Source organism: Streptomyces sp. NPDC088747 (assembly GCF_044751025.1).
Classification (GTDB): Bacteria; Actinomycetota; Actinomycetes; order Streptomycetales; family Streptomycetaceae; genus Streptomyces.
The window spans coordinates 101,112-123,887 of record NZ_JBIVKZ010000006.1 but is presented as its reverse complement, the minus strand read 5'-3'; the positions used below and the strand labels follow the sequence as shown (position 1 = coordinate 123,887).

Below are 22,776 nucleotides of genomic sequence, written 5' to 3'. Positions count from 1 at the left end.
GTTCGCCCGGCGCTCGCGACCCGGCGTACACCTCCCCGCACACAGCGCACGCGCCAGGACGTGCACCGGAGCCAGGGCAACACACCCCGCGCACGGGGAGTGTCCGTACGCCGGTGCGGGGGTGTCCGTACGCCGGTGCGGGGCGTGGCCGCGGCGTCCAGAACGGCGGCCTGCGCGGCACGGCACGGCACCCGGTGTCACCGCGCAGCCGGTGTCACCGCATGCCGCCTGACGGCCGCGGAACAGCGTCCGGCGTCACCGCATCCGGGTGGCCCACTCCTGCACCTTGGCGATCCGCTGCCGGAGCTGCCCGGCCGTGGCCTCCGCGCTCGGCGGCCCCCCGCACACCCGCCGCAGCTCGGTGTGGATCACCCCGTGCGGCTTGCCGCTCTGGTGGACGTACGCGCCGACCATGGTGTTGAGCTGCTTCCTGAGCTCCAGCATCTCCTTGTGGGAGACCACCGGCCGCCGCTCGGCGGGCAGTTCGAGCAGGTCGGCCTCATCGTCCGGCTTCTTGCGGCTGTGCGCGATCTGCCGGGCCTGCCGCTTCTGGAGCAGCATCTGGACCTGGTCGGGTTCGAGGAGCCCCGGAATCCCCAGGTAGTCCTGCTCCTCCTCGCTCCCCGGGTGGGCCTGCATCCCGAACTCGGCACCGTCGTACAGCACCCGGTCGAAGACGGCCTCGGACTCCAGCGCCTCGAAGGAGAACTGCTCCTGCTCCCCGGTGTCCTCGTCCTCCTCCCGGTTCGCCTCCTCCATCTCCTTCTCGGACTCGGCGTACGGGTCCTCCTCGCCCTCCTTCTTGGGCTTGTCGAGGACGTGGTCGCGCTCGACCTCCATCTCGTTGGCGAAGCCGAGGAGGTCGGGAACCGTCGGGAGGAACACGGAGGCCGTCTCACCGCGCCGCCGGGAACGCACGAAGCGTCCGACGGCCTGGGCGAAGAAGAGCGGCGTGGAGATGGTGGTGGCGTACACGCCGACGGCGAGCCGCGGCACGTCGACGCCCTCGGACACCATGCGGACGGCGACCATCCACCGGTCCTCGCTCGCGGCGAAGTCGTCGATGCGCTTGGAGGCGCCGGTGTCGTCGGACAGTACGACGGTGGCCTTGCTCCCGGTGATGTCGCGGATGAGCTTGGCGTACGCGCGGGCCGACTCCTGGTCGGTCGCGATGACCAGCGCGCCGGCGTCCGGGATGCCCTTGCGCACCTCGGTGAGCCGCTGGTCGGCGGCGCGCAGCACGCTCGGCATCCACTCGCCGCGCGGGTCGAGGGCGGTGCGCCAGGCCTGCGAGACGGCGTCCTTGGTCATGGGCTCGCCGAGCTTGGCGGCGATCTCGTCGCCCGCCTTCGTACGCCACCGCATGTTGCCGCTGTAGGAGAGGAAGATGACGGGCCGCACGACCCCGTCGCCGAGAGCGGCGCCGTACCCGTACGTGTAGTCGGCCGAGGAACGCCGAATGCCGTCGTTCCCCTCCTCGTACGCGACGAAGGGGATGGGGTTGGTGTCGGACCTGAAGGGCGTACCCGTGAGCGCGAGTCGCCGGGTGGCGGGCTCGAACGCCTCCAGGCACGCCTCGCCCCACGACTTGGAGTCACCGGCGTGGTGGATCTCGTCGAGGATGACGAGGGTCTTGCGCTGCTCCACGCGGTTGCGGTGCAGCATGGGCCGCACACCGACACCGGCGTACGTCACGGCGACGCCCTGGTACTCCTTGCTGAGCGGACCCGCGCTGTACTCGGGGTCCAGCTTGATCCCTATCCGCGCGGCCGCCTCCGCCCACTGCTTCTTCAGGTGCTCGGTCGGCGCCACCACGGTCACCTGCTGCACGACATGGTGGTGCAGCAGCCAGGACGCGAGGGTCAGCGCGAACGTCGTCTTGCCGGCGCCGGGCGTGGCGACGGCCAGGAAGTCGCGTGGCTGCTCCTGGATGTACCTCTCCATGGCCCCCTGCTGCCAGGCACGCAGCTTGTTCGCGGTGCCCCAGGGGGCGCGGCCGGGAAAGGCGGGTGAGAGGTGGTGGGAGGCGGAAGCGGCGGTGGTAGTCACGGTCTCCGTGGGGTGGTCGGATCAGAGGGCCGCGGGTAGCGCGTCGGGTGGAGCGGTGGTCGGAGACGGGCGGGCGGCTCGGCTACGTATGACAACCGGGCCACCCTACCGGCGCCCCGCACACGCCAACGCGCGCACGACACCGCCGCCCCCTCGGATGGGACTCAGGTCACATCGCGGGGGTGCGGCGGTGCCGGGGTCCAGGCCGCACCGCTCCGTACGACGCTCCCGGGTTCGGGCCGCGCCTCCTTCGTACGGCGAGTCCCGAGGCCCGCGCCGCGCCCTTCCGTACGGCGCTCGCGGCAGCAGGGGCCCTCATTCGCCACTTCACCGCGTTCACCACTTCACCCCGCGCCCTCCGACGCAGGGTGATCGCCCCGCACCCGCGTGGTCACCCAGGCACCTACCAGCGCGACCCCCGCCATCGGCAGGAACACCGCCGCGAAGGCCGCCGGATGCGAACCGGACGTCGTGATGGCCGTGTGGCTGAGCGCGCCGCCGCCCAGCGCGGCGAAGGCGGCGCCGCCCGCGGCGAGGAGCACCACGTTGGCGAGACCGTCGGAGATCTGGAGCGAGGCGGAGTTGGTGCCGGCCTCCTCAGGCGCCGAGAGGTGCAGCAGGAGGACGCTGGTCGAGGCGATCACGAGCCCCATCCCCAGGCAGCCGAACCCCCACGCGACGGCGACGATCCACACGGGCACGGCGTGGATCAGGACACTCGGCGCGGCGGCGATCGCGGCCGCGACCAGCAGCATGCCGAGGAACATCAGACGCTCCCGGTACGGCTCCACGCGCGGCCTCGACTGGATGTACGAGCCCAGCGCCCAGGTCGCCCCGCCGGCCGCGAGCGAGAACCCGGCGAGCGTCGGCGACAGCCCTCGCTGGGTGACCAGCATGAGCGGCACGAAGGACTCGGCGGCGATGAAGGACCCGGCCGCGACCCCGCGGAGCAGCACCACGGACGGCAGCCCGCGCGCGGCCCGGTAGGTGCCGCGGGGCAGCAGCCCGCGGACGGCGGGGACGAGCAGTGCGGCGCCCGCGACCGCGGGGACGAGCGAGAACCAGGTCAGATCCTGGGCGGCGTACTGGAGGATCCCGGCACCGCAGGAGATACCAAGCGCGAGCCGGATACGCCGCCGGTCGAAGCGCGCGCGGCCCTTGTCCTCGGGGCCTTCCGGTCGCGCCGTCCGCCGTCGTATCTGCGGCAGCGCGAGGGCCAGGGGCAGGACGACCAGGACGGGTATCCCGATGAACACCCAGCGCCAGCCGAGGTGTTCGGTGACCGCGCCGGCGGCGAGCGGGCCGACCACGGACGGAATCACCCAGCTCGCCGCGAACGCCGCCATGATCGAGGGCCGCAGCCGCGCCGGGTAGGCCCGCCCCACGACGACGTACAGCGCGACGATCACCAGCCCGCCGCCGAGCCCCTGCACCGCGCGCCCGAGGATGAACAGCCACATGGCGCTCGCGGTGCCGCACAGCAACAGCCCGACGGCGAAGGCCGATATCCCCGCGGTCAGGGAGGCCAGCGGCCCGTCCCGGTCCGACCACTGCCCGGCGAACACCATCCCGAACAGACTCGTCGTGAAGTACCCCGAGAACGCGAAGGCGTACAGCGACACCCCGTCCAACTCCCGTGCCGCCACCGGCATGGCCGTCCCGACCGCCGTCGCCTCGAACGCGATCAGCAGCACGACGGACACGATGCCGACACTGAGCGCCCGGTAGGCCCGCCCCAGCACACCGTCGTCGTCGGTCCCTTCCACTGCCGGAACCGGTGTGGCATCGCGTGCGTCCAGGGCTGTCATGCTCGCCAGAGTAAGGGTCACTTCCGTCCCCGACCCCTGTCCAAAGACGGTGATCGACCAGGCCTTTCGTCGTACGACCCCGGCCCCCACCCCGCCCCACCGTTCATGAACGCCGCATGGCAGTCCCATTGCAACCCCCGCCCACCCCTTGAGCCCCGCCCACACCCCGCCTACGGTCAACCCATCAGGCCAGGAACAAGCAAGCCGTTCCGACCCTGAGAACGGCCGTGTGCCCGAGTGGTTCAGGGACTCGCCTGCAAAGCGAGTTACGCGGGTTCGATTCCCGCCACGGCCTCAAGTGGCTTGATCACAGGGTGGCACCCCGAAGGGGTGAGTCTCGGGAGGCGGACATCGCGCTCTGGGCGCGGGGGCACGGCGCCTCTACGATGTGCCGGTGGACTGGGGGACTCTCGCGGGCACTGCGCTCGGTGCCCTTCTCGGTGTCAGTACGACCCTTCTCGGCGAACGGTCACGATGGCGTCGGGAGAATACGTCCCGCGAGCGTGCCGCAAAGCAGCAGCTCTACAGCGAATATCTTGGGGCCCTTTGGCTCACGAGGCACCGGCTACGTGATCTGCAGCGAAGCGCCGCGCTGACCAGGGAGGAGCGCGTCAAGCAGTCCGGAGAGATCCTCGGGGCCGGCAACGCCTTTCAACTCCTCTATCAGATGCGCATCGTGGCTCCCGTACCTCTCGACGACGTAGCCGCTCAGGCCTTCCGGGGACTCCTACGCCTACGGGACCGCTTCGACCAGCCCGACGTGAGCACGGATCCGGAGTGGTCAGCGACCCAGACAGCATTGAGCGAGGCGCTGGAAGCCCTTCGGCAAGCGATGCGCTCAGACCTCAGCTCTCTCTAGACGCGCCGGCTCTCCAAGTCGTAGATGCCGCCCGTGATCTCGTAACCGGCCCGTGCCGCGGGTGTCCCGGGACGGAGACGGCGGGACCCGTTTCGTTCTCAGGGCCCTCTAGGTGGTCGAGCAAGCGTCGAGAGGTCGAAAACGGGTCGGCCTCGGCTCACTGATCGCCAAGGGGATCTCATGTCCGGTAAGCGTCGCAAGGCCCTCCTCGTCTCCGCCGTGCTCGTGGGCGGGGTCATGCTGATGACCGGGTGCCAGGACTCGGACAACGGCGGCGCGCAGAGTTCTCCGCCCGCCGATCCGGTGGGCGTGACCGCCTCGCCGAACACGGACGGCGGTCAGGGCGGCGCCGACGGCTCCGGTGCCGACACCGGCGACGGTGAGCGGGAGCAGGTCCAGCAGAACTGCGGCGCCCACGACATCTCCTGGAGCACCCGGTCCGAGACGCAGGCCGGCGGATACATCCTGCTCATGGCGAAGGCGAAGCCTGGGATCACCTGTGTGATGCCCGCCGCGCTTCCGACGGTCGCGTTCGGATCCGACGGCACCGACGCGGGGCCCGCGGAGCAGGCCGTCGGCGAGGAGATCACCCTGAGCGGGAGCACCACCGCCTACGCCGGGGTGAGCACGAAGACCACTGGGGAGGACGGTGGCAAGGAACTGGACACCATCATCGTCGGCGTGGGGGACGACGATCCCGACCCCGTCTCCCTGTCCGTCGGCACCATCACGGTCGAGGACCCGATCGTCACCAACTGGCACACCGTCCCGACGGACGCCGTGCCCTTCAGCTGAGCCGGGCGGTCCCCCTCACGCGTACAGCGCTCCGCGCGTCCGGTCCTCGAATATCTCCGGCCAGTAGCGGCGGCCGTCGTCGCCGGGGAGGGACGGCGCCGGGTCGCAGGCGAGGGGGTCGACCGTGGCCAGCGTCTGGGTCATGGTGACGGCCAGGTGGTCGTAGGAGTCCGTGAGGCCGTGGGCCGCGTCCAGGGACTTCTCCCGGTGCAGCAGCCAGAGGGTGAACGCCAGAGTGGAGATGTCGGTGTTCAGGGGCCGGAGCAGGAGGTCCGGCTCGCTCCAGGCGAGGACGGCGCCTGTGGAGCCGTCCACCACCAGGCTGGTGTCCTCCAGCAGGTGGCCGAGGCGTATCAGGCGGTCGGCGCCGGCGGGGAGTTCGGCGGCGGTGGGTTCGGCCGCGGTGAAGTCTTCGGGGCGCTCGTCCACGTAGTACTCGCTGAGCGCCGACAGGGGCACCTCCGTGTCCAGTTGGAAGACGAACCCGTCCTCCGGGAGGCCCGTCTCGCGGAGGAAGCGGCGCGTCGGCTCGTGCGTGAGTGCGGTCGGGAAGTCGACGTCCTCGAAGCGCATGATCCCGCCCGCGCCGAACTCCTCGTCCAGCAGCCGCTTCGGCAGGTCCAGGGTGAGGCCCTCGCCCGGTCCCGCGATCCGGGCCAGCGGGCGGATCAGCGCGGCCATCCGCCAGAACGGCGGCACCTGGTCGCCCACCGCGTCCTCGAAGACGGTGGACAGCCGATCGGACGCCTCCGTGACCGCCTTCGGGCCGAACCGCGTGTCCCGCGGCGTAGACGGCGTGAGCGGTGCGGGACGGCCGTGTAAGGCCGTCAGCTCCTCCGTGGCCGCCGCGAAACGCATCAGCGCCTCCAGGGAAGGGGCCAGCGGCGAGAGGTCCATCAGCGCCGCGTCCGGGCGGACCGACGTCGTGGAGACCTCACCCGTCACCCCGTCCAGCACGATCGACTCCAAGTCCCTGTCGAAGGTCCGCAGGGCCCCGATGACCAACTGGTCCTGGAGCTCCTCAGCAAGCCTCTCCGCGTCGCCCGCCAGCTCCACGACCCTGCGCAGCCCGCGGTCCCGCAGCGGGCCGAAGCCCATCAGTGTGCTCTCGCCGGGCAACCCGGCCTCCGTCAGCCACTGCCTCGTGCCGTCGTGCGTGATGTACGAAAACAGCTCGTCGTCGGTCAGTGTGATCGCGCCGCCGACCTCGGTGTCAGTCGTGCTCATGGCTCCCCCGCGCATCTGAACGCCTCGTGCTTCCCCCCAGGCAGGGAACTCCCCCTCGTCCAACGGCGGTTCCCCACTGAGCCAAAACCATACGCCGCACCACTGACAACGCCGGAAACACGCGGGAACCGGCCGGTGCACGGACGGAGCAGGCTCCGGAACGCGCCTCGGAGCCCGGCGGTCAGGCGAAGTACACGCCACCGACGACGACCACCACGGCCGCCGCCACGAACAGCAGTACCCACAGGACGAGTTTCCCGACTCCGGGAGCGGGCTCGTAGCGCGGCGGTTCGGGATCCGGCGCGGTCACGGTGTCGTCACCACGGCCGCCTGGGGCCGTATCGGCAGCCGGTTCACCGGCCGGCCCGTGGCCGCCCGTACCGCCGAGGCCACCGCGGCCGGAGACGTCACGACCGGCACCGCGCTGGCCGCCTTCGCTCCGAAGGGGGCCACCACGTCGCGCTCCTCGACGAGCTTGACGATCCGGATGTCGGGCGCGTCCAGGGAGGTGGGAAGGGCGTACCCGGTGAGGTCGGGGTGGCGGACCAGCCCGCGCGCGGTGCGCAGGTTCTCGGTGAGCGCGGCGCCGACGCCCTGGGTGACACCGGCCTCGATACGGGCCGTGAGCTGGGCGGGGTTGAGGATCCGGCCCACGTCCTGGGCGAGCGCGAGTTCCACGACGCGGACCGAGCCGAGTTCGATGTCGACGTCGACCACCGCGCGGATCGCGCAGAAGGCGAGGCCCACGAAGGCGTCGCCCTGGCCGGTGGCGTCCAGCGGCTCCGTCGGGTGCGGGCGGCACTGCGCGGTGGCCCACAGTTCCTTGCCGTCCATCGCCTCGGTGACGGTCGTGGACAGCACACCGTCGTACGACGTGATCTTGCCGTCGGTGATCTGGAGCAGCTCGGTCGACATCCCGAACTTGTGCGCCAGGGGCTGGAGCAACTGCGTGCGGACCATCTTCGCCGCGCGTTCGACCGCGCCGCCGGACACCCAGGTGTGGCGGCCGCGGCAGCTGGGGCCCGCCGGTGGCTGGTCCGTGTCGACGGGGGCCACGTGCACCTCGTCGATACCGAGCGTCTCCTGGACGATCTGCCGGGCCAGCGTGGTGAAGCCCTGGCCGGTCTCCACGGCCGCGCAGAGCACCGTGGCGACCCCGTCGTGGACCTTCACGGTGGCCGTCGAGACCTCGTCCGCGCCCTCGGCGCCGAGCATGTGCACCATGCCGAGGCCGTAGCCGACACCTCGGCGTACGGCGCCGGGTTCGCCCGCGCCCTCGGGGCCGCCCGGGAGCAGCCACTCCTCCTCGGGGGTGTCCTTGGGGAGCGGGGGAAGCGGGAAGTCCCGTACGGCCTGGAGCAGTTCGGCGACGGGGGCCGGGCAGGTCACCGTCTGGCCGGTGGGGAGCACGTCCCCCGTGGCCATCACGTTGCGCAGCCGCAGCTCCGCGGGGTCGACGCCGAGCCGCTTGGCGAGCTTGTCCATCTGCGCCTCGTAGGCGGCGCAGACCTGCATGGCGCCCTCGCCGCGTACGTGGCCTGAGGGCGGGTTGTTGGTGCGCACCGCCCAGCCCTCGATGAAGGCGTTCGGGACGACGTAGGGGCCGCAGGCGAAGGCGACGGCGGCGGCCAGTGATTCCGACGAGGTGTCCGCGTAGGCGCCCGCGTCGAGCAGGATCTGCGCCTCGACCTTGACCAGCTTGCCGTCGGCGTCCGCGTGGTGGCGGTAGCGGAGCAGGGTGGGGTGCCGGTGGGCGTGGCCCAGGAAGGACTCTTCCCGCGTAGCGGTGATCTTCACCGGGCAGCCGGTCTTCAGCGCGAGCAGGCCGAGCGGCAGTTGAACGCCCTGGTCCTCGCGGTCGGCGGTGGCTCCGGGGACACCGGTGACGACGACCTTGACGCGCTCGGGCTCCAGGCCGTAGCAGGCGGCCGCCGCGTCCCGGTCGGTGTGCGGGTCGGTGGACGCCACGTAGAGCTCGACCCCGCCGTCGGGGCGGGGCACGGCGAGACCGGCCTCGGCGCCGATGGGGGCCGGGTCCTGGCGGCCGATGCGGTACTGGCCCTCGACGACGATCTCGCCGGCCGCGTCCGGGTCGCCGTGGCGCAGCGGGATGTGCCGGATCAGGTTGCCGTCGGGGTGCAGGGCGTCGGCCTCGAAGGCCAGCTCCGGGTCGGTCACCGCGTCGAGCATCTCGTACTCGACGATGACGGCCGCGGCGGCCATCCGCGCGGTGTCCGGGTGGTCGGCGGCGACGGCCGCGATGGGCTCCCCGTGGTGGCGTACGACCTCGGAGGCGAACACCGGCCGGTCGGCTCTGCCGCGGCCGTGCACCGGGGTGCCCGGTACGTCCTCGTGGGTGATGACGGCCCGTACGCCGGGCATCTCGCGCGCGTGCCGGGTGTCGATGGACACGATGCGCGCGTGCGGGTGGGGCGATCTGAGCACGGCGGCCCACAGCAGGCCCTCGGCCCACAGGTCGGCCGCGTACGGGAAGGTGCCCTCGGTCTTGGCGCGGGCCTCCGCGGTCGGCAGTGAGACGCCGAGCCCGTGCGGGAGGGGCTCGTGGCCCGTCTCCGGTGCCGCGGGTGAAGCGGTCGCGGTTTCGTTGCTCACGCCTGGCCTCCGTCCTGGCCGTACGGCTGCTCATGCGGCGCCTGGGGATCGTACGACGTGTCGTACGGGGGGTGGTACGAAGAAGTGTCGTCGTACGCGGCGGGGTTGACGCCTCCCGCGCCGGGACCGGCCTGGTGCGGGATGCGGGCCTCGTCGTTGTCCGGGGCGGATTCGGCGGCGGCCGCGGAGTGCGCCTCGCGTTCGGCGACGACCTCGCGCACCGCGTCCAGGACGCCGCGGTATCCGGAGCAGCGGCACAGGTTGCCGCACAGGGCCTGGCGGGTCTCCAGCTCGTTCGGGGCGGGGTTGCCCTCAAGGAGGTCGTGGACGGTCATGGCCATGCCGGGTACGCAGAAACCGCACTGCACCGCCCCGCACTTGGCCAGTGCCCGCTGCACGTCGGAGGGCTGACCGTCTGCGGCGAGGCCCTCGACGGTGCGCACCTCGCTGCCCGCCGCGGTGACGCCGGGCACCAGGCAGGACGCCACGAGCCGCCCGTCCACCTGCACGTTGCAGGCGCCGCACTCGCCCTGCGAGCAGCCGTCCTTGGCGCCCGCGAGGCCGAGGCGCTCGCGCAGTACGTAGAGCAGCGACTCGCCGATCCAGGCGTCGGTCACCGGGCGGTCGGCGCCGTTGACGCGCAGGACGTAGGAGGCGAGGGGGTGTTCGTCGTGCGGGGCGGTGGCCGGGGCCTCGGCCTCCTCCGGCTCCTCCTCGGCGACCGCTTCGGCGGAGCCCGCCGCCTCGGCGGCTTCGGGGTCCTCCCGGTCCCGGTCCGCGTCAGGGGCCTCAGAGGCCTCGTGAGCGCGCTCCGCGGGCTGCTGGGCGGCCTGCGCGGGCGAAGGGGCCGAGGACTCCCGCGACGGCCCCGCGAGGCCCTCAGCGGGCGTCTGCGCCGACGGCCGTACGGCGTCCTCGACGGGCCTTTCCCGCGGGTCGGCGGTCCAGGCCCGCCCGATGTCCCCCGCCGGCTGTCCGACGCCCTCGGTCGCCCAGGGAGCCGCCGCGCCGCCGGGGAGGGTCGCGGGCGGCGTGCCGCCCCACTGCTCGACCAGCGCCGAGGTGGTGAACTCGCCCGATTCGTCCGGAAGGTCACCGCCGGCCACCGGGATCGACCACTGCCCCGTCACGTCGTTCCCGGCGGGTCCGTCCTGACCGGGGTGCCCGCCCCGGTCGGCCTGTCCGGCGTCGTCCCGGGCGACGTCCCCGAAGTCCCACTGCCCGGTGACTCCGGGGCGGTACCCGTAGGCGTCGTGGCCGGCTTCCGGCGGCACGTTGTTCGGGTCGGGCCACTGGACGTTGCCGGTGTCCGTGGACCACGCGCCCGCCTGCGCGGGGTCGGTGACCACCGGCGCCTCGATCTGCGGGGGCACATAGCCGTGGCCGGGCGCCGCGAGCGGCTCCCGCTCGGCGAGGAGGGCCTCGATGCCGCCCTCGGGGAGCTTGACGAAGGCGGTGGCGCCGTCGTCGTAGTCGCCCTGGGGCAGCGGATCCCAGCGGCCGCCCTGAGGGGCGCCCTCTCCGTGCTGGTCGTCGGTCACGACAGTGCCCTCCCCAGTGCTCGTCGGGCGAGCGCGGCGACGGTGCGCCGCAGGTGCAGTACAGCGGGTGGAAGCGGTTGTACGGAGCCGTCCTCGTCGGGGACGGGGTCAGGGATGCAGGCCGCGGCGACGTACTCGCCGAACGCGTGGAGCGCCTCCGGCACGAGCGTGCGCTCCCCGTCCCAGTCGATCAGCTGGGCGACCCACGCCTCGGCGTCCAGGGGGCGCAGCGGCATCGGCGCTATGGCACCGACGGCGCACCGCACTCCGCGCCTGGCGGGGTCCAGGACGAGGGCCACGGAGGCGATCGCGCGGCCGGGGCCGGTGCGTCCGGTCGCCTTCAGGAAGACCTGCGGCGCGTGCAGCAGCGGCACGCGCACGTAGCCGATGAGTTCACCGGCGCGGAGCATCTCCACGCCCGCGAGCAGGTGCGAGACCGGGATCTCGCGGCGGGACCCGCCAGGGCCCGCGATGATCAACGCGGCTTCCAGGGCGGCCAGTACGGGCAGCGCGTCCCCGGTGGGGGACGCCGAGGCGATGTTGCCGCCCAGGGTGCCCGCGTTGCGGATCTGCGGCGGTCCCGCGGCGCGCGCGGAGGCGGCGAGCGCGGGGATGAGGGCGGCGAAGTCGGGGCGGCCCATGCGGGCGTGGGTGAGGCCGGCGCCGAGCAGCGCGTGGCCGTCCAGGTACTGCCAGCCGCGGATCTCGCTGATCCTGCCGAGGCCGACGAGCGCGGCGGGCCTGAGCTGTCCGGAGTTGACCGCGGCCATGAGGTCGGTGCCGCCGGCCACGGGAACGGCGGCGGGCATGGCGGCCAGGGCCGCGACCGCCTCGTCCAACGAGCCGGGCAGCGTCACGGCCTGCGCCGCCTGCGGTGCGTGCGTGGTCAAACCGGCTGCCCCTTCCCGCTGCCCCACCTGGTCCCACCTGTGCTGCCGTACGGTACGTGCTGACAGGGCGGACGTGGCAACTCTGGCACATCTTCCCCGGCCCTCGACGCGGGGGTCCGCTAGGAGGCATTCGCCCCCCTCATCAGGGAGATGGTCCGTTTTCGCACGGCATCACCGATGAGCGGGAATTGCCACTCTTCGGTGATCCTTGGGCGTCTTGTTCCCCACGGGCGTCAAGGGCGGGGCAGGCCCCCGGGACACCCGCCCCGGGAGCTCTCCCGGAGGCGGCTCACACGTTCGGGGGCTCCCCGTCGATCGGGCGTCCGAGCACTCCCGGCCGCCGCTGCCACGGCAGGGGTCCGGCGGGCGGGCGGTAGGCGACTCCCAGGGCGTCAAGTCGCCGGTAGTGCACGGCCATCCGCCTCTCGAAGTCCGCGAAGTCCCGTTCGGCGGGGGCGGGCAGCGCACTCCAGGCGACCTCGGCGAAAGCCGCCAGCCTCGGGAACGCCTGGTAGTCCACGCGCGCGTGGCTCTCCATCACCTCGGTCCACAGGTTGGCCTGAGTGCCGATCACATGCCGTGCCTCCGCCTCGTCGAGCTGCGGCGGTACGGGCTCGAAGCGGTAGACGTCCTCCAGGGTGCGCACGTAGCCGATGGGCACCGGCTCGTCCTCGCCCGCGTCCTGACGGTGGTCCAGATACACCTGCTGCTCGGGGCACATGACCACGTCGTGTCCCGCGCGGGCGGCGGTGATGCCCCCCTGGTAGCCGCGCCACGACGAGACGGCGGCCCCCTTCGCGAGACCGCCCTCCAGGATCTCGTCCCAGCCGATCAGCCGACGCCCGCGCGCGGAGAGCCAGTTGTCGAAGTGCCGGATGAACCAGGACTGCAACTCGTCCTCGTCGGCGAGCCCCAGCTCCTTGACGCGCGCCTGCGCGGCCGGCGACTGCCTCCACTGGTCCTTGGCGCACTCGTCGCCGCCGACGTGGACGAACGCCGAGAACGGCAGGGATCCCGTGGGGTCCGCGGGGAACAGTTCGAGGAGTTCCTCGAAGACCCCCTCGTAGAAGCGCAGGACGTTGTCAGTGGGGGCGAGTACGTTTTTGGAGACGCCCCAGGTGTCCCAGACGGAGAGGGAGGTCGTGTCGATGACGTCGGTGTTGCCGAGTTCCGGATATGCGGCGATCGCCGCCTGGCTGTGTCCCGGGATGTCGATTTCGGGGACGACGGAGATATGCCGCTCGGCGGCGTACGCGACGATCTCGCGGATGTCGTCCTGCGTGTAGAAGCCCCCGTGCGGCTTCTCCTCCCACAGCGGCGAGGCCCGGTGGCCGAATTTCGTGCGCGCCCGCCAGGAGCCGACCTCCGTCAGCTTCGGGTAGCGCTTGATCTGAACACGCCAGCCTTGGTCGTCGGTGAGATGGAAGTGGAAGACATTGAGTTTGTGGGCGGCCAGCAGGTCGAGATAGCGCAGGACACCGTCCTTCGGCATGAAGTGCCGGGAGACGTCGAGCATCAGGCCGCGCCAGCGGAAGCGGGGGCTGTCCTGGACACGGGTCAGCGGGAGCCGCCACCGCCTGCCGGGGAGCGGCGCGCGCCGGAAGGCGTCCGGGCCGAGCAGCTGCCGCAGGGTCTGCGCGCCCCAGAAGAGTCCGGCCGGACCGCCGCCCGACAGGTGCACGCCGGACGGGGTGACGGCCAGCCGGTAGCCCTCTTCCCCGAGGTCAGCGGTGACCTCGGGGTCGATGTCCAGGCGGATGACGTCCTCGTCGCCCGCGCCGCCCGGCGGCAGGGACAGGCCGGTGGCCGCCCCCAGCGTGCCGCGCAGCCAGCGTTCGGTCCGGGCCGTGCCCTCGCCCGCGACCAGCCTCACCCGGGGGCGCAGTTCGAAGAAACCGGCCCCCTCCTCCGTCGTCCGGCCCGGCCTCGGAATCAAATCCGTCACGTCAGTCCTCACCATCGGTCCTTTACCGCTCCGCCGGTCCCATGCCGCCCGCTGGTCGCTTACCGCCCGCCGGTCCCTTACCGCTCCGCCGGTCCTTAATCGCTCCGCTAGTCCTTTACCGCTCCACCGAGACCGGAGACGAGTCGCCGCTGTACGAGTACGAAGAAGATCAGCACCGGAATCGTCATCACCGTGGACGCCGCCATCACGCCGCCCCAGTCCGGCTCGTCCGGTTTGTAGAAGACCAGGAGGGCCATCGGCAGGGTGGACTGCGCGGTGTCGCTGATGATGAAGGACTTGGCGAACAGGAAGTCGTTCCAGGCCGAGATGAAGGAGAACACGCTGGTGGCCACCAACCCCGGGAAGACCAGCGGGAAAAGGATCTGCCAGAGGAATCTCGCGCGGCTCGCGCCGTCGATGTAGGCGGCCTCTTCCAGCGCCTCGGGAACGGCCTTCACGAATCCCCTCAGCATCCAGATCGCGAACGGCAGCGAGAACGCGATGTGCGGCAGGATCAGCGAGCCGAGGGTGTTCAGCTGGCCCAGGTCCCGCATCTGGAAGAAGAGCGGGATCGTCAGCGCCTCGACGGGCACCATCTGCGCGACCAGGAACATGATCAGCAGGGTGGTCCGGAACCGGAAGCGGAACCGGGTCACCGCCGTGGCGGCGAGAAACGCGATCAGCGCCGAGACGACGACCACGGAACACGCCACGACAAGGCTGTTGACGAAGTACCGGCCGAATTCCTGCTGTCCGAAGACCCGCCGGAAGGAATCCAGCGAGGGCGCCAGGGTCCACGGCCGGGGCCGCGCGGACTCGATCTCCCCGGCCGGTTTGAAGGCGCTGAGCACCATCCAGTAGAGGGGGAAGGCGACCAGGGCCGCGATCAGCAGCGCGGACACCTCGGCGGCGAGCCGCCACGGACGCCGTACGAAACCGGTCATGAGACTCACAGTTCCTCCCCCTGCCTGCGCAGCAGCCGCAGGTACACCAGCGTGACCGCCATCAGGATCACCAGCATCACCACGCCGATCGCCGAGCCGAGGCTGTACTGCGAGGAGGCGAACGCCTTCTGGTACGCGTACACGTTCAGCACGAGGTTCTGCCCGGCGATGCCGCCGCCGTTCGTCATCACGTAGATCTGTGTGAAGACCTTGAAGTCCCAGATGACCGACTGGATGGTCACGACCACCAGGATCGGCCGGAGCATCGGCGCGAGCACCGAGCGCCAGATCCGCCACTGCGAGGCGCCGTCCAGGGAGGCCGCCTCCAGGACCTCCGACGGTACGGCGCGGATTCCGGCGTACACCGTCACCATCACGAACGGGAAGGAGCACCAGACCACTTCGAGCAGCACGAGCGCGAACGCGCTCAGGCGGTCGTACGTCCAGGAGTGGTCGCCGAGTCCCAACACCCGGTTGACGGGGCCGAAGTCGGGGTCGAAGAGGAGCAGCCAGACCGTGGATCCGGTGACGGCCGGGGTCGCCCAGGCGCCGAGCGCGGCCAGCATCAACGCGAGCCGGGGCAGCGCCCGTACGCGGGTGAGGAGCACCGCGAGCGCGCAGCCGACGGCCAGCGTGGAGACCACGCAGGCCGCCGCGAACACGACGGTGGCGAGCAGCACCTGCCAGAACTGGTGGTCGGCGAAGAGCGTCGTGTAGTTGCCGAAGCCCTGGAAGGTGGCCGGTTCGCCGCCGCTGACCTGGGCCTGGGTGTACTCCAGGAAGGAGATCAGGCCGAGCTGGTAGATCGGGTAGACGAGCAGGCCACCCAGGACCACGAGGGCGGGGGCGAGGTAGAGCCAGGGGGTCCAGCCGGGGCCGCGCCGCCGGGGAGGGGCGGGGCGGGCCTTGGCCACCGTGCCGCGCTCGGCGAGCGCGTCGTGCGTCGTCATCCGCTCAGCCCACGGTGCCGAACGCGTCGTCCATCTTCGCCGCCGCGTCCTTCGAGGCCGCCGGCACGTCCTTCTTGCCGCTGACGATCTCCTGGAACATCGTCGGCAGGACGAGCGAGGCGTCGATCTGCGCCCAGGCGGGCGAGGCCGGCACGAACTTGGCGCCCGCGGCGAGCGTCTGCACGAAGGGCTTCACGAACGGCTCCTTCTTGGCGACGTCGGCGCGCACATCGGTGAACGTCGGCAGGAAGCCCATGGCGTCGAACAGTTCGCCCTGGGTCTTCTTCGAGGCGAGCTGCTCCACCAGGTCGACGGCGATCGTGCGGTGCGAAGTGCTCTTCAGCACACCGAGGTTGTTGCCGCCCGCGAACGCCGGTGCTATCTCGCCCGCCTTCAGGCCCGGCAGCGGTACGACGGCGTACTTGCCCTTGACCGACCCGGCCTCGACCGCCGCGTGGCTGAAGTCACCGCCGATGGCCATTCCCGCCTTGCCCGAGGCGAAGGCCGTCACCGTGTCGTTGCCGCCCATGCCCGCGCACTTGGCGGCCGGACAGTTGTCGTCGCCGAAGAGGGAGGTGTAGGCCTTGATGCCCTGCTGGGCGGCGGCGCTGTCGATGGCGGAGGCGTACGAGCCGCCCTTGCCGTTGGCGATCTCCCCGCCGTTGGACCAGATGAACGGCATCGCGCCGTACGTGTAGGCGCCGCCGACCGCGAGGCCGTACAGGTCCGGCTTCGCGGCCCGGATCTCCTTGGCGGTCGAGATCAACTCGGCCTGTGTCTTAGGGACTTCGAGACCGAGTTCCTCGAAGACGTCGGTGCGGTAGTAGAGGGCGCGTACGCCGACGAAGTAGGGGGTGCCGTAGATCTTGCCGTCCACCGTCACGGACTGCTTGGCGGTCGGGTCGGTGTCCTTGGCCTCGCTCCAGTCGGCGAAGTCCTCGGTGATGTCGGCGAGTCCGCCGTCCTTCACGTAACCGGCGGTGTCCGTGTTGCCGTACTCGATGACGTCCGGGGCGCTCTTCGGGTCGTTGAAGGCGGCCTTGATGCGCTGGGCGCGGGTCTCGACGGGGATGTACTCGATCTTCACGTCCGCGCCCTCGTGGGCCTTCTCGAAGGCGGCGACGGCCGCGTCGACGACCTTCTCCTTCGGCGCGTTGCTGACCTCCTGGAAGAGCCAGACGCGCAGCGTGCCGGTCTTCTCGTCCTTCTCGGAGGAGGAGTTGTCGGAGGTCTGGGGGGCACAGGCGGTGACGACCGCGAGAGCGGTGACAGCGACGGCTGTTCGGACAGAGAGCTTCATGGAGCATCCTCCGGTGGGGGTGCGTTGCAACATACGCAATGGATGTTTCGCTCTGCACAACACACCGGAGGCTATGGACTACATGAACATGCCCACAAGAGGCCTCAACCACTTCGTGACCACGGGAAGCACTCCGTGCAACGATCAGCCGCCGAAGGCCTCTTTTCCGGGCTCCGCGGGCCCCGCCGGCTCCGCGGACCCCGCCCGCCGGGCCCGCCGCTCGGCGATCCGCTCGGACCAGGTGAAGCCCGCCCGGCCGGACCGGCTGACGAGGAGCCACGCGCACGCGAGGGGGAACAACCCCCGCGACGCGCCGCACACCCCGCCGAGGACGCCCGGCAGGTCCATCGAATTCAGGCCGGCGGCGATCCCGAGGGGCACGATCAGCAGGAGCCACCGCGGGCTCAGCCGCCCCGGCATCCGCAGCGCCTCGCGGCCGCCCAGTTCCCTGGCGCGCCTGAACTCCCGCCTCGCCTCGCGGCCGTCACCGATCCGCCGGTTGAGGGCGGCTCCCAGCGGCCGGTGCGCCGCGGCCTCTTCCGGCGCGAGTTCCACGGCCCTGCGGGCGGCGGCGACCGACTCGTCCCACGCCCGGCGCTGATAACCGGCGTCGGCGACGGCGAGATGCCCCCGCCAGTCGTCCTGCGCCAGCTCCACCGCCCGCCGCGCGAGCGGCAACGCGGCCTCGGGATCCCGGAGTTCCACCAGCACGGACGCCGCCAGGCTCAACTCCTCCGCGCCGCGCGGCTCCACCCGCCGCATCACCATCCGGCTCGCCCGGAACTGCCGCGCCACCGCCAGTTCCCGCGCCAGCGGCAACAACTCCACGTCCACCCCCGGGTACGGCAGAGCCGCGGCACCCCGCACGGGGACACCGCGGCCATGCTTCGGACTACGCGGCGTACTGCGCCGTAGGACGGAGGCGCGTTACTTGTCGCCGTCCTTGCCCTTGTCGCCGCCGCCGGCGCCCATGGACTCGTAGATCTCCTTGCACATGGGGCAAACGGGGTACTTCTTCGGATCGCGGCCCGGGACCCACACCTTGCCGCAGAGGGCCACGACGGGCGTGCCGTCCAGCGCGCTCGCCATGATCTTGTCCTTCTGGACATAGTGGGCGAAGCGCTCGTGGTCCCCGTCGCCGTGCGAAACCTGCGGTGCCGGCTCTACGAGGGTTCCCGTCCCAGTGCCTCGCTGGGGCTGGGTCTCAGGCTCAAGAGTGCTCATACAGCCAGGGTACTGAAGGTCACACGCATCAGTTGAGGGAAGGGTCGTCCGGGTAGGTGGCGACCATCGCCAGTTCGTTGCGCTGGCGGCGCAGGACCTCTCGCCAGAGGCGCTCGGGGGACGGTGAGGAGACGTCGCCGGGCTCGGACTCGACGACGTACCAGGCGCCCTCGGTCAGTTCCGACTCCAGCTGGCCGGGCCCCCAGCCGGCGTACCCGGCGAAGATGCGCAGCGAGCCGAGCGCGGCGGCCAGCAGCTCGGGCGGCGCCTCCAGGTCGACCAGGCCGATCGCGCCGTGCACCCGCCGCCAGCCGAGCGGGGTGCGCTCGCCGGACGCGCCGCCGGGGATGACCGCGACGCCGAGCGCCGAGTCCAGGGAGACCGGGCCGCCCTGGAAGACGACGCCGGGCTCGCCGGCCAGGTCCGCCCAGGCCTCCAGGATGTCCCCGACGTCCACGGGGGTCGGGCGGTTCAGGACGACACCGAGCGAGCCCTCCTCGTCGTGGTCGAGGAGCAGCACCACCGCGCGGTCGAAGTTGGGGTCCGCCAGGGCGGGTGTGGCCACGAGCAGCCGCCCTGTGAGCGAGGACACCTCGGTCATGCCAGACATGATCCCGCATCTTCCCCGTGAGCGGGGAGCCAATAGGGGTACCTGTGTGAATGCAGCTCAGGGCGCACAGAAGTGCCGCCCGCGCACGACCGCCCCGGTGACGCCTCGTGCCCGCCGGTGAACCGTTCGTGTTGTGGCAAAGCTATGACGGAGCTGAGTGGTACTTGGGCTTACTGAAGGGGGGTAGGCGGCGATTACCCTTACTCCTCCGGCTCCTGAACCACGGGCCCGCCGACGAATCACCCCTGCCCAACTCATCGGATCGCGAGATACATGACCGTCAACGGCTCTGACGACGTACTGCTTGTCCACGGCGGAACCCCGCTCGAGGGTGAGATCCGGGTCCGCGGTGCGAAGAACCTCGTACCGAAGGCCATGGTGGCCGCCCTGCTGGGCAGCGCGCCGAGCCGCCTGCGCAACGTCCCCGACATCAGGGACGTGCGGGTCGTACGCGGACTGCTGCAACTGCACGGGGTGACGGTCCGTCCGGGAGAGGAGCCGGGCGAGCTGGTGCTCGATCCCTCGCACGTCGAGAGCGCGAACGTCGCGGACATCGACGCGCACGCGGGATCGTCGCGCATCCCGATCCTCTTCTGCGGCCCGCTGCTGCACCGGCTGGGGCACGCGTTCATCCCCGGGCTCGGCGGCTGTGACATCGGCGGCCGGCCGATCGACTTCCACTTCGAGGTGCTGCGGCAGTTCGGCGCGAAGATCGAGAAGCGCGAGGACGGCCAGTACCTGGAGGCCCCGCAGCGGCTGCGCGGCACGAAGATCCAGCTGCCGTACCCGTCGGTGGGCGCGACCGAGCAGGTGCTGCTGACTGCGGTGCTGGCGGAGGGCGTCACCGAGCTGTCCAACGCGGCCGTGGAGCCCGAGATCGAGGACCTCATCTGCGTGCTGCAGAAGATGGGCGCGATCATCGCCATGGACACCGACCGGACGATCCGCATCACCGGCGTCGACACGCTCGGCGGCTACACCCACGCGGCCCTCCCGGACCGTCTGGAGGCCGCCTCCTGGGCGTCCGCGGCGCTGGCGACCGAGGGCAACATCTACGTCCGGGGCGCCCAGCAGCGCTCGATGATGACGTTCCTGAACACCTACCGCAAGGTCGGCGGCGCCTTCGAGATCGACGACGAGGGCATCCGCTTCTGGCACCCCGGCGGCCAGCTCAAGTCGATCGCCCTGGAGACGGACGTCCACCCGGGCTTCCAGACGGACTGGCAGCAGCCGCTGGTCGTCGCCCTCACCCAGGCGACCGGCCTCTCGATCGTCCACGAGACGGTGTACGAGTCCCGCCTCGGCTTCACCTCCGCGCTCAACCAGATGGGCGCGCACATCCAGCTCTACCGCGAGTGCCTCGGCGGTTCGCACTGCCGCTTCGGCCAGCGCAACTTCCTGCACTCCGCGGTCGTTTCCGGCCCCACCCGGCTCCAGGGCGCCGATCTGGTCATCCCCGACCTGCGCGGCGGCTTCTCGTACCTCATCGCGGCACTGGCGGCGCAGGGCACCTCACGCGTGCACGGCATCGACCTGATCAACCGCGGCTACGAGAACTTCATGGAGAAGCTCGTGGAACTCGGCGCGAAGGTGGAGCTGCCGGGCAAGGCGCTCGGGTAACAACCGCTGTCGTAGGTACGACGATGGGGCGGCCACCCGGTGAAGGGGGCCGCCCCATTGGCGTACTGCTCTGCCGTGCGCCGCCCCTGACGCGGGCGGCGTGGGCCTTACTTGCCCTTGGCGGCTTCCTTGAGCTTGCTGCCCGCGGAGACCTTCACGCTGTAGCCGGCCGGGATCTGGATGGGGTCGCCGGTCTGCGGGTTGCGCGCGGTGCGAGCGGCACGGTGGGTGCGCTCGAAGGTCAGGAAGCCGGGGATGGTGACCTTCTCGTCGCCCTTGGCGACGATCTCTCCGACGGTCTCGGCGAAAGCGGCCAGAACGGCGTCGGCGTCCTTGCGAGTCACCTCGGCGCGGTCGGCCAGCGCGGCCACCAGCTCACTGCGGTTCATGTCGTTACTCCCGTGTTCTTCTTGCTGTTGAGGCGTGCCACGCGGCGAGCCGCATATCGGGCACAGTGAAGCCGATGCTGCCAGGGTCCTCGGTCGGCCCCCGGACCCGGGTCCGTAGCCGGAGCCTCGCGCCCGAAGACGCATCCTGCCCCCACCTGCGGCGGGAAAGCCAATCCGGCGCCCCCCGGGGTCACACGAACACCCTTGGGGGTCACACGAAAAGGCCTGCGCTGGGCGGGCACAAGGCCTGAGCCTGGCCGCCACCCTAGAGGCGGTCGCAGGCCCCGACTCCCGCGACGCGCCGGTACCGCGGCGGTCGTGGCGCCCGTCACAGCGGCCGTACCACCCCGCTCACGCGGTGGCGGTGCCCGGCGCCGTCACCCCTGCCGCCTTCGCGGCGTCCCGCACCGCTCCGGCGACCGCGCCCGCGACCTTGTCGTTGAAGACGCTCGGGATGATGTAGTTCGGGTTGAGTTCGTCCTCGGTCACCACGCTCGCCAGGGCGGTCGCGGCGGCCAGCATCATCTCCGTGTTGACGGTACGCGACTGGGCGTCGAGAAGGCCACGGAAGACGCCGGGGAAGACCAGGACGTTGTTGATCTGGTTGGGGAAGTCCGAGCGGCCGGTGGCGACGACCGCCGCCGTCTGGCGGGCGATCGCCGGGTCGACCTCGGGGTCGGGATTCGCGAGCGCGAACACGATCGCACCGTCGGCCATCGCGGCCACGTCGTCGCCGTCGATGACGTTCGGCGCCGAGACGCCGATGAACACGTCGGCGCCGCGGACGGCCTCCTTCAACGTGCCCCTGAGGCCCTCGGGGTTGGTGTTGTCGGCGACCCATCGCAGCGGTGAATCGGCGACGGCCTCCACGAGGTCGTCGCGGTCCGCGTGCACGACACCGTGGATGTCGGCGACGACGGCGTTCTTGACGCCCGCGGCCAGCAGCAGCTTGAGGATGGCCGTACCGGCCGCGCCCGCGCCGGACATGACGACCCGGATGTCGCCGATCGCCTTGCCCGCGACCCGCAGGGCATTGGTGAGGGCGGCAAGGACGACGATCGCGGTGCCGTGCTGGTCGTCGTGGAAGACGGGGATGTCGAGGGCCTCACGCAGCCTGGCCTCGATCTCGAAGCAGCGGGGCGCGGAGATGTCCTCCAGGTTGATGCCCGCGAAGCCGGGGGCGATGGCCTTCACGATCTGGACGATCTCGTCGGTGTCCTGGGTGTCCAGGCACAGCGGCCAGGCGTCGATGCCGGCGAACCGCTTGAAGAGCGCCGCCTTGCCCTCCATGACGGGAAGCGCGGCCTTGGGGCCGATGTTCCCGAGGCCGAGCACGGCCGAGCCGTCCGTCACGACCGCGACGGAGTTGCGCTTGATGGTGAGCCGGCGGGCGTCCTCGGGGTTCTCGGCGATCGCCATGCACACGCGGGCCACGCCCGGGGTGTAGATCATCGAGAGGTCGTCACGGTTGCGGATCGGGTGCTTGGACTGCATCTCGATCTTGCCGCCGAGGTGCATGAGGAACGTACGGTCGGAGACCTTGCCGAGCGTCACACCCTCGATGCCGCGCAGCTTCTCGACGATCTCGTCGGCGTGCGCGGTGGACGTCGCCGCGATCGTGACGTCGATCCGGAGCTTCTCGTGCCCGGACGCGGTCACGTCGAGGCCGGTCACCGAGCCTCCGGAAGCCTCCACGGCCGTGGTGATCTGGGAGACCGCGGTTCCACTGGCGGGCACCTCCAGACGGACCGTAATCGAGTAGGAGACGCTGGGCGCCGTTGCCATGGCCGACTTCCTCTGCTTTCACCGTGTACTGCTGTGTCGCTCTGTGTGCCGCCGGTTCGCGCTCTCACACCACCCGGCGGGTCTGCCGTCCGATCGTCGCACCTACCCCTGAGTACGTGGTAGCCGCCCCGGGTTGCGAACGTTTTGTTCGCGGACGGTCGACAGATTCGGAAAACGTATTCCACCATACGAGAATGAGGGCGGCGAAGGAAGGGGGGTCCGCGGAA

19 protein-coding genes and 1 tRNA gene are annotated in these 22,776 nt (G+C 71.2%); 4 read left to right on the top strand and 16 right to left on the bottom strand.

What is annotated here, in order from left to right; translation table 11 throughout:
• Positions 1 to 255: 255 nt before the first annotated feature.
• Entirely contained in the window at positions 256 to 2,049 is a 1,794-nt protein-coding gene (locus tag ACIP79_RS16240) for a DEAD/DEAH box helicase (RefSeq protein WP_383677514.1), read from the bottom strand.
• A 344-nt stretch (positions 2,050 to 2,393) separates the two neighbouring features.
• A complete protein-coding gene (locus tag ACIP79_RS16235) occupies positions 2,394 to 3,857 on the bottom strand; it encodes an MFS transporter (protein ID WP_401223606.1) in 1,464 nt (487 codons plus the stop codon).
• Between the two features lie 223 nt (positions 3,858 to 4,080).
• On the opposite strand from ACIP79_RS16235, the gene ACIP79_RS16230 reads away from it, so the two are divergent.
• From ACIP79_RS16230 to ACIP79_RS16220, 3 genes are all read left to right on the top strand, one after another.
• A tRNA-Cys gene (locus tag ACIP79_RS16230) sits at positions 4,081 to 4,152 on the top strand.
• Between the two features lie 99 nt (positions 4,153 to 4,251).
• Positions 4,252 to 4,716: a hypothetical protein gene (locus ACIP79_RS16225; protein ID WP_401223604.1), complete on the top strand. Its 465-nt coding sequence runs from the start codon at positions 4,252 to 4,254 to the stop codon at positions 4,714 to 4,716.
• 180 nt (positions 4,717 to 4,896) lie between these two features.
• Positions 4,897 to 5,511: a DUF4232 domain-containing protein gene (locus ACIP79_RS16220; RefSeq protein WP_401223602.1), complete on the top strand. Its 615-nt coding sequence runs from the start codon at positions 4,897 to 4,899 to the stop codon at positions 5,509 to 5,511.
• Between the two features lie 15 nt (positions 5,512 to 5,526).
• Here ACIP79_RS16220 and ACIP79_RS16215 read toward each other — a convergent pair whose 3' ends face one another.
• The 12 genes from ACIP79_RS16215 to ACIP79_RS16160 all read right to left on the bottom strand — a co-directional run bounded on the left by ACIP79_RS16215 (position 5,527) and on the right by ACIP79_RS16160 (position 18,746).
• Positions 5,527 to 6,738, bottom strand: coding sequence for an SUKH-4 family immunity protein (locus tag ACIP79_RS16215; protein WP_401223600.1), 1,212 nt, complete (start codon positions 6,736 to 6,738; stop codon positions 5,527 to 5,529).
• A 181-nt stretch (positions 6,739 to 6,919) separates the two neighbouring features.
• Positions 6,920 to 7,048: a hypothetical protein gene (locus tag ACIP79_RS16210; RefSeq protein WP_401223597.1), complete on the bottom strand. Its 129-nt coding sequence runs from the start codon at positions 7,046 to 7,048 to the stop codon at positions 6,920 to 6,922.
• Positions 7,045 to 9,351, bottom strand: coding sequence for a xanthine dehydrogenase family protein molybdopterin-binding subunit (locus tag ACIP79_RS16205; protein ID WP_383677494.1), 2,307 nt, complete (start codon positions 9,349 to 9,351; stop codon positions 7,045 to 7,047). Before ACIP79_RS16205 ends, ACIP79_RS16210 begins: the two co-directional genes overlap by 4 nt.
• Positions 9,348 to 10,892: a 2Fe-2S iron-sulfur cluster-binding protein gene (locus tag ACIP79_RS16200; RefSeq protein WP_401223594.1), complete on the bottom strand. Its 1,545-nt coding sequence runs from the start codon at positions 10,890 to 10,892 to the stop codon at positions 9,348 to 9,350. The genes ACIP79_RS16205 and ACIP79_RS16200 overlap by 4 nt, the downstream gene beginning before the upstream one ends.
• Positions 10,889 to 11,782 carry an FAD binding domain-containing protein gene (locus tag ACIP79_RS16195; RefSeq protein ID WP_383677490.1) on the bottom strand — a complete coding sequence of 298 codons (894 nt, stop codon included), beginning with the start codon at positions 11,780 to 11,782 and terminating at the stop codon, positions 10,889 to 10,891. The genes ACIP79_RS16200 and ACIP79_RS16195 overlap by 4 nt, the downstream gene beginning before the upstream one ends.
• A 289-nt stretch (positions 11,783 to 12,071) precedes the next feature.
• Complete coding sequence (locus tag ACIP79_RS16190; protein WP_401223591.1) at positions 12,072 to 13,742, bottom strand: beta-N-acetylhexosaminidase; 1,671 nt, start codon at positions 13,740 to 13,742, stop codon at positions 12,072 to 12,074.
• Between the two features lie 92 nt (positions 13,743 to 13,834).
• Positions 13,835 to 14,671, bottom strand: a complete 837-nt coding sequence (locus ACIP79_RS16185) for a carbohydrate ABC transporter permease (protein ID WP_383677701.1) — start codon at positions 14,669 to 14,671, stop codon at positions 13,835 to 13,837.
• A 5-nt stretch (positions 14,672 to 14,676) separates the two neighbouring features.
• Positions 14,677 to 15,621, bottom strand: a complete 945-nt coding sequence (locus ACIP79_RS16180; RefSeq protein ID WP_401223589.1) for a carbohydrate ABC transporter permease — start codon at positions 15,619 to 15,621, stop codon at positions 14,677 to 14,679.
• A 4-nt stretch (positions 15,622 to 15,625) separates the two neighbouring features.
• On the bottom strand, positions 15,626 to 16,921 hold the full coding sequence (locus ACIP79_RS16175) for an extracellular solute-binding protein (RefSeq protein ID WP_401223587.1): 1,296 nt from the start codon (positions 16,919 to 16,921) through the stop codon (positions 15,626 to 15,628).
• Positions 16,922 to 17,065: 144 nt separating this feature from the next.
• Positions 17,066 to 17,788 (bottom strand): hypothetical protein, encoded by a 723-nt coding sequence (locus tag ACIP79_RS16170; protein WP_401223585.1) that lies wholly within the window; start codon positions 17,786 to 17,788, stop codon positions 17,066 to 17,068.
• A 60-nt stretch (positions 17,789 to 17,848) separates the two neighbouring features.
• Positions 17,849 to 18,145: a DUF3039 domain-containing protein gene (locus ACIP79_RS16165; RefSeq protein WP_401223582.1), complete on the bottom strand. Its 297-nt coding sequence runs from the start codon at positions 18,143 to 18,145 to the stop codon at positions 17,849 to 17,851.
• A gap of 28 nt (positions 18,146 to 18,173) precedes the next feature.
• A complete protein-coding gene (locus tag ACIP79_RS16160) occupies positions 18,174 to 18,746 on the bottom strand; it encodes a YqgE/AlgH family protein (RefSeq protein ID WP_266460962.1) in 573 nt (190 codons plus the stop codon).
• Positions 18,747 to 19,028: 282 nt separating this feature from the next.
• Between ACIP79_RS16160 and murA the strand changes: the two genes are divergently transcribed.
• On the top strand, positions 19,029 to 20,375 hold the full coding sequence (murA, locus tag ACIP79_RS16155; protein ID WP_383677480.1) for a UDP-N-acetylglucosamine 1-carboxyvinyltransferase: 1,347 nt from the start codon (positions 19,029 to 19,031) through the stop codon (positions 20,373 to 20,375).
• Between the two features lie 107 nt (positions 20,376 to 20,482).
• On the opposite strand, the gene ACIP79_RS16150 is transcribed toward murA, so the two are convergent.
• Complete coding sequence (locus tag ACIP79_RS16150; protein WP_007382399.1) at positions 20,483 to 20,764, bottom strand: HU family DNA-binding protein; 282 nt, start codon at positions 20,762 to 20,764, stop codon at positions 20,483 to 20,485.
• Positions 20,765 to 21,115: 351 nt separating this feature from the next.
• A complete protein-coding gene (locus ACIP79_RS16145; protein WP_383677478.1) occupies positions 21,116 to 22,549 on the bottom strand; it encodes an NAD-dependent malic enzyme in 1,434 nt (477 codons plus the stop codon).
• Positions 22,550 to 22,776: the final 227 nt, after the last annotated feature.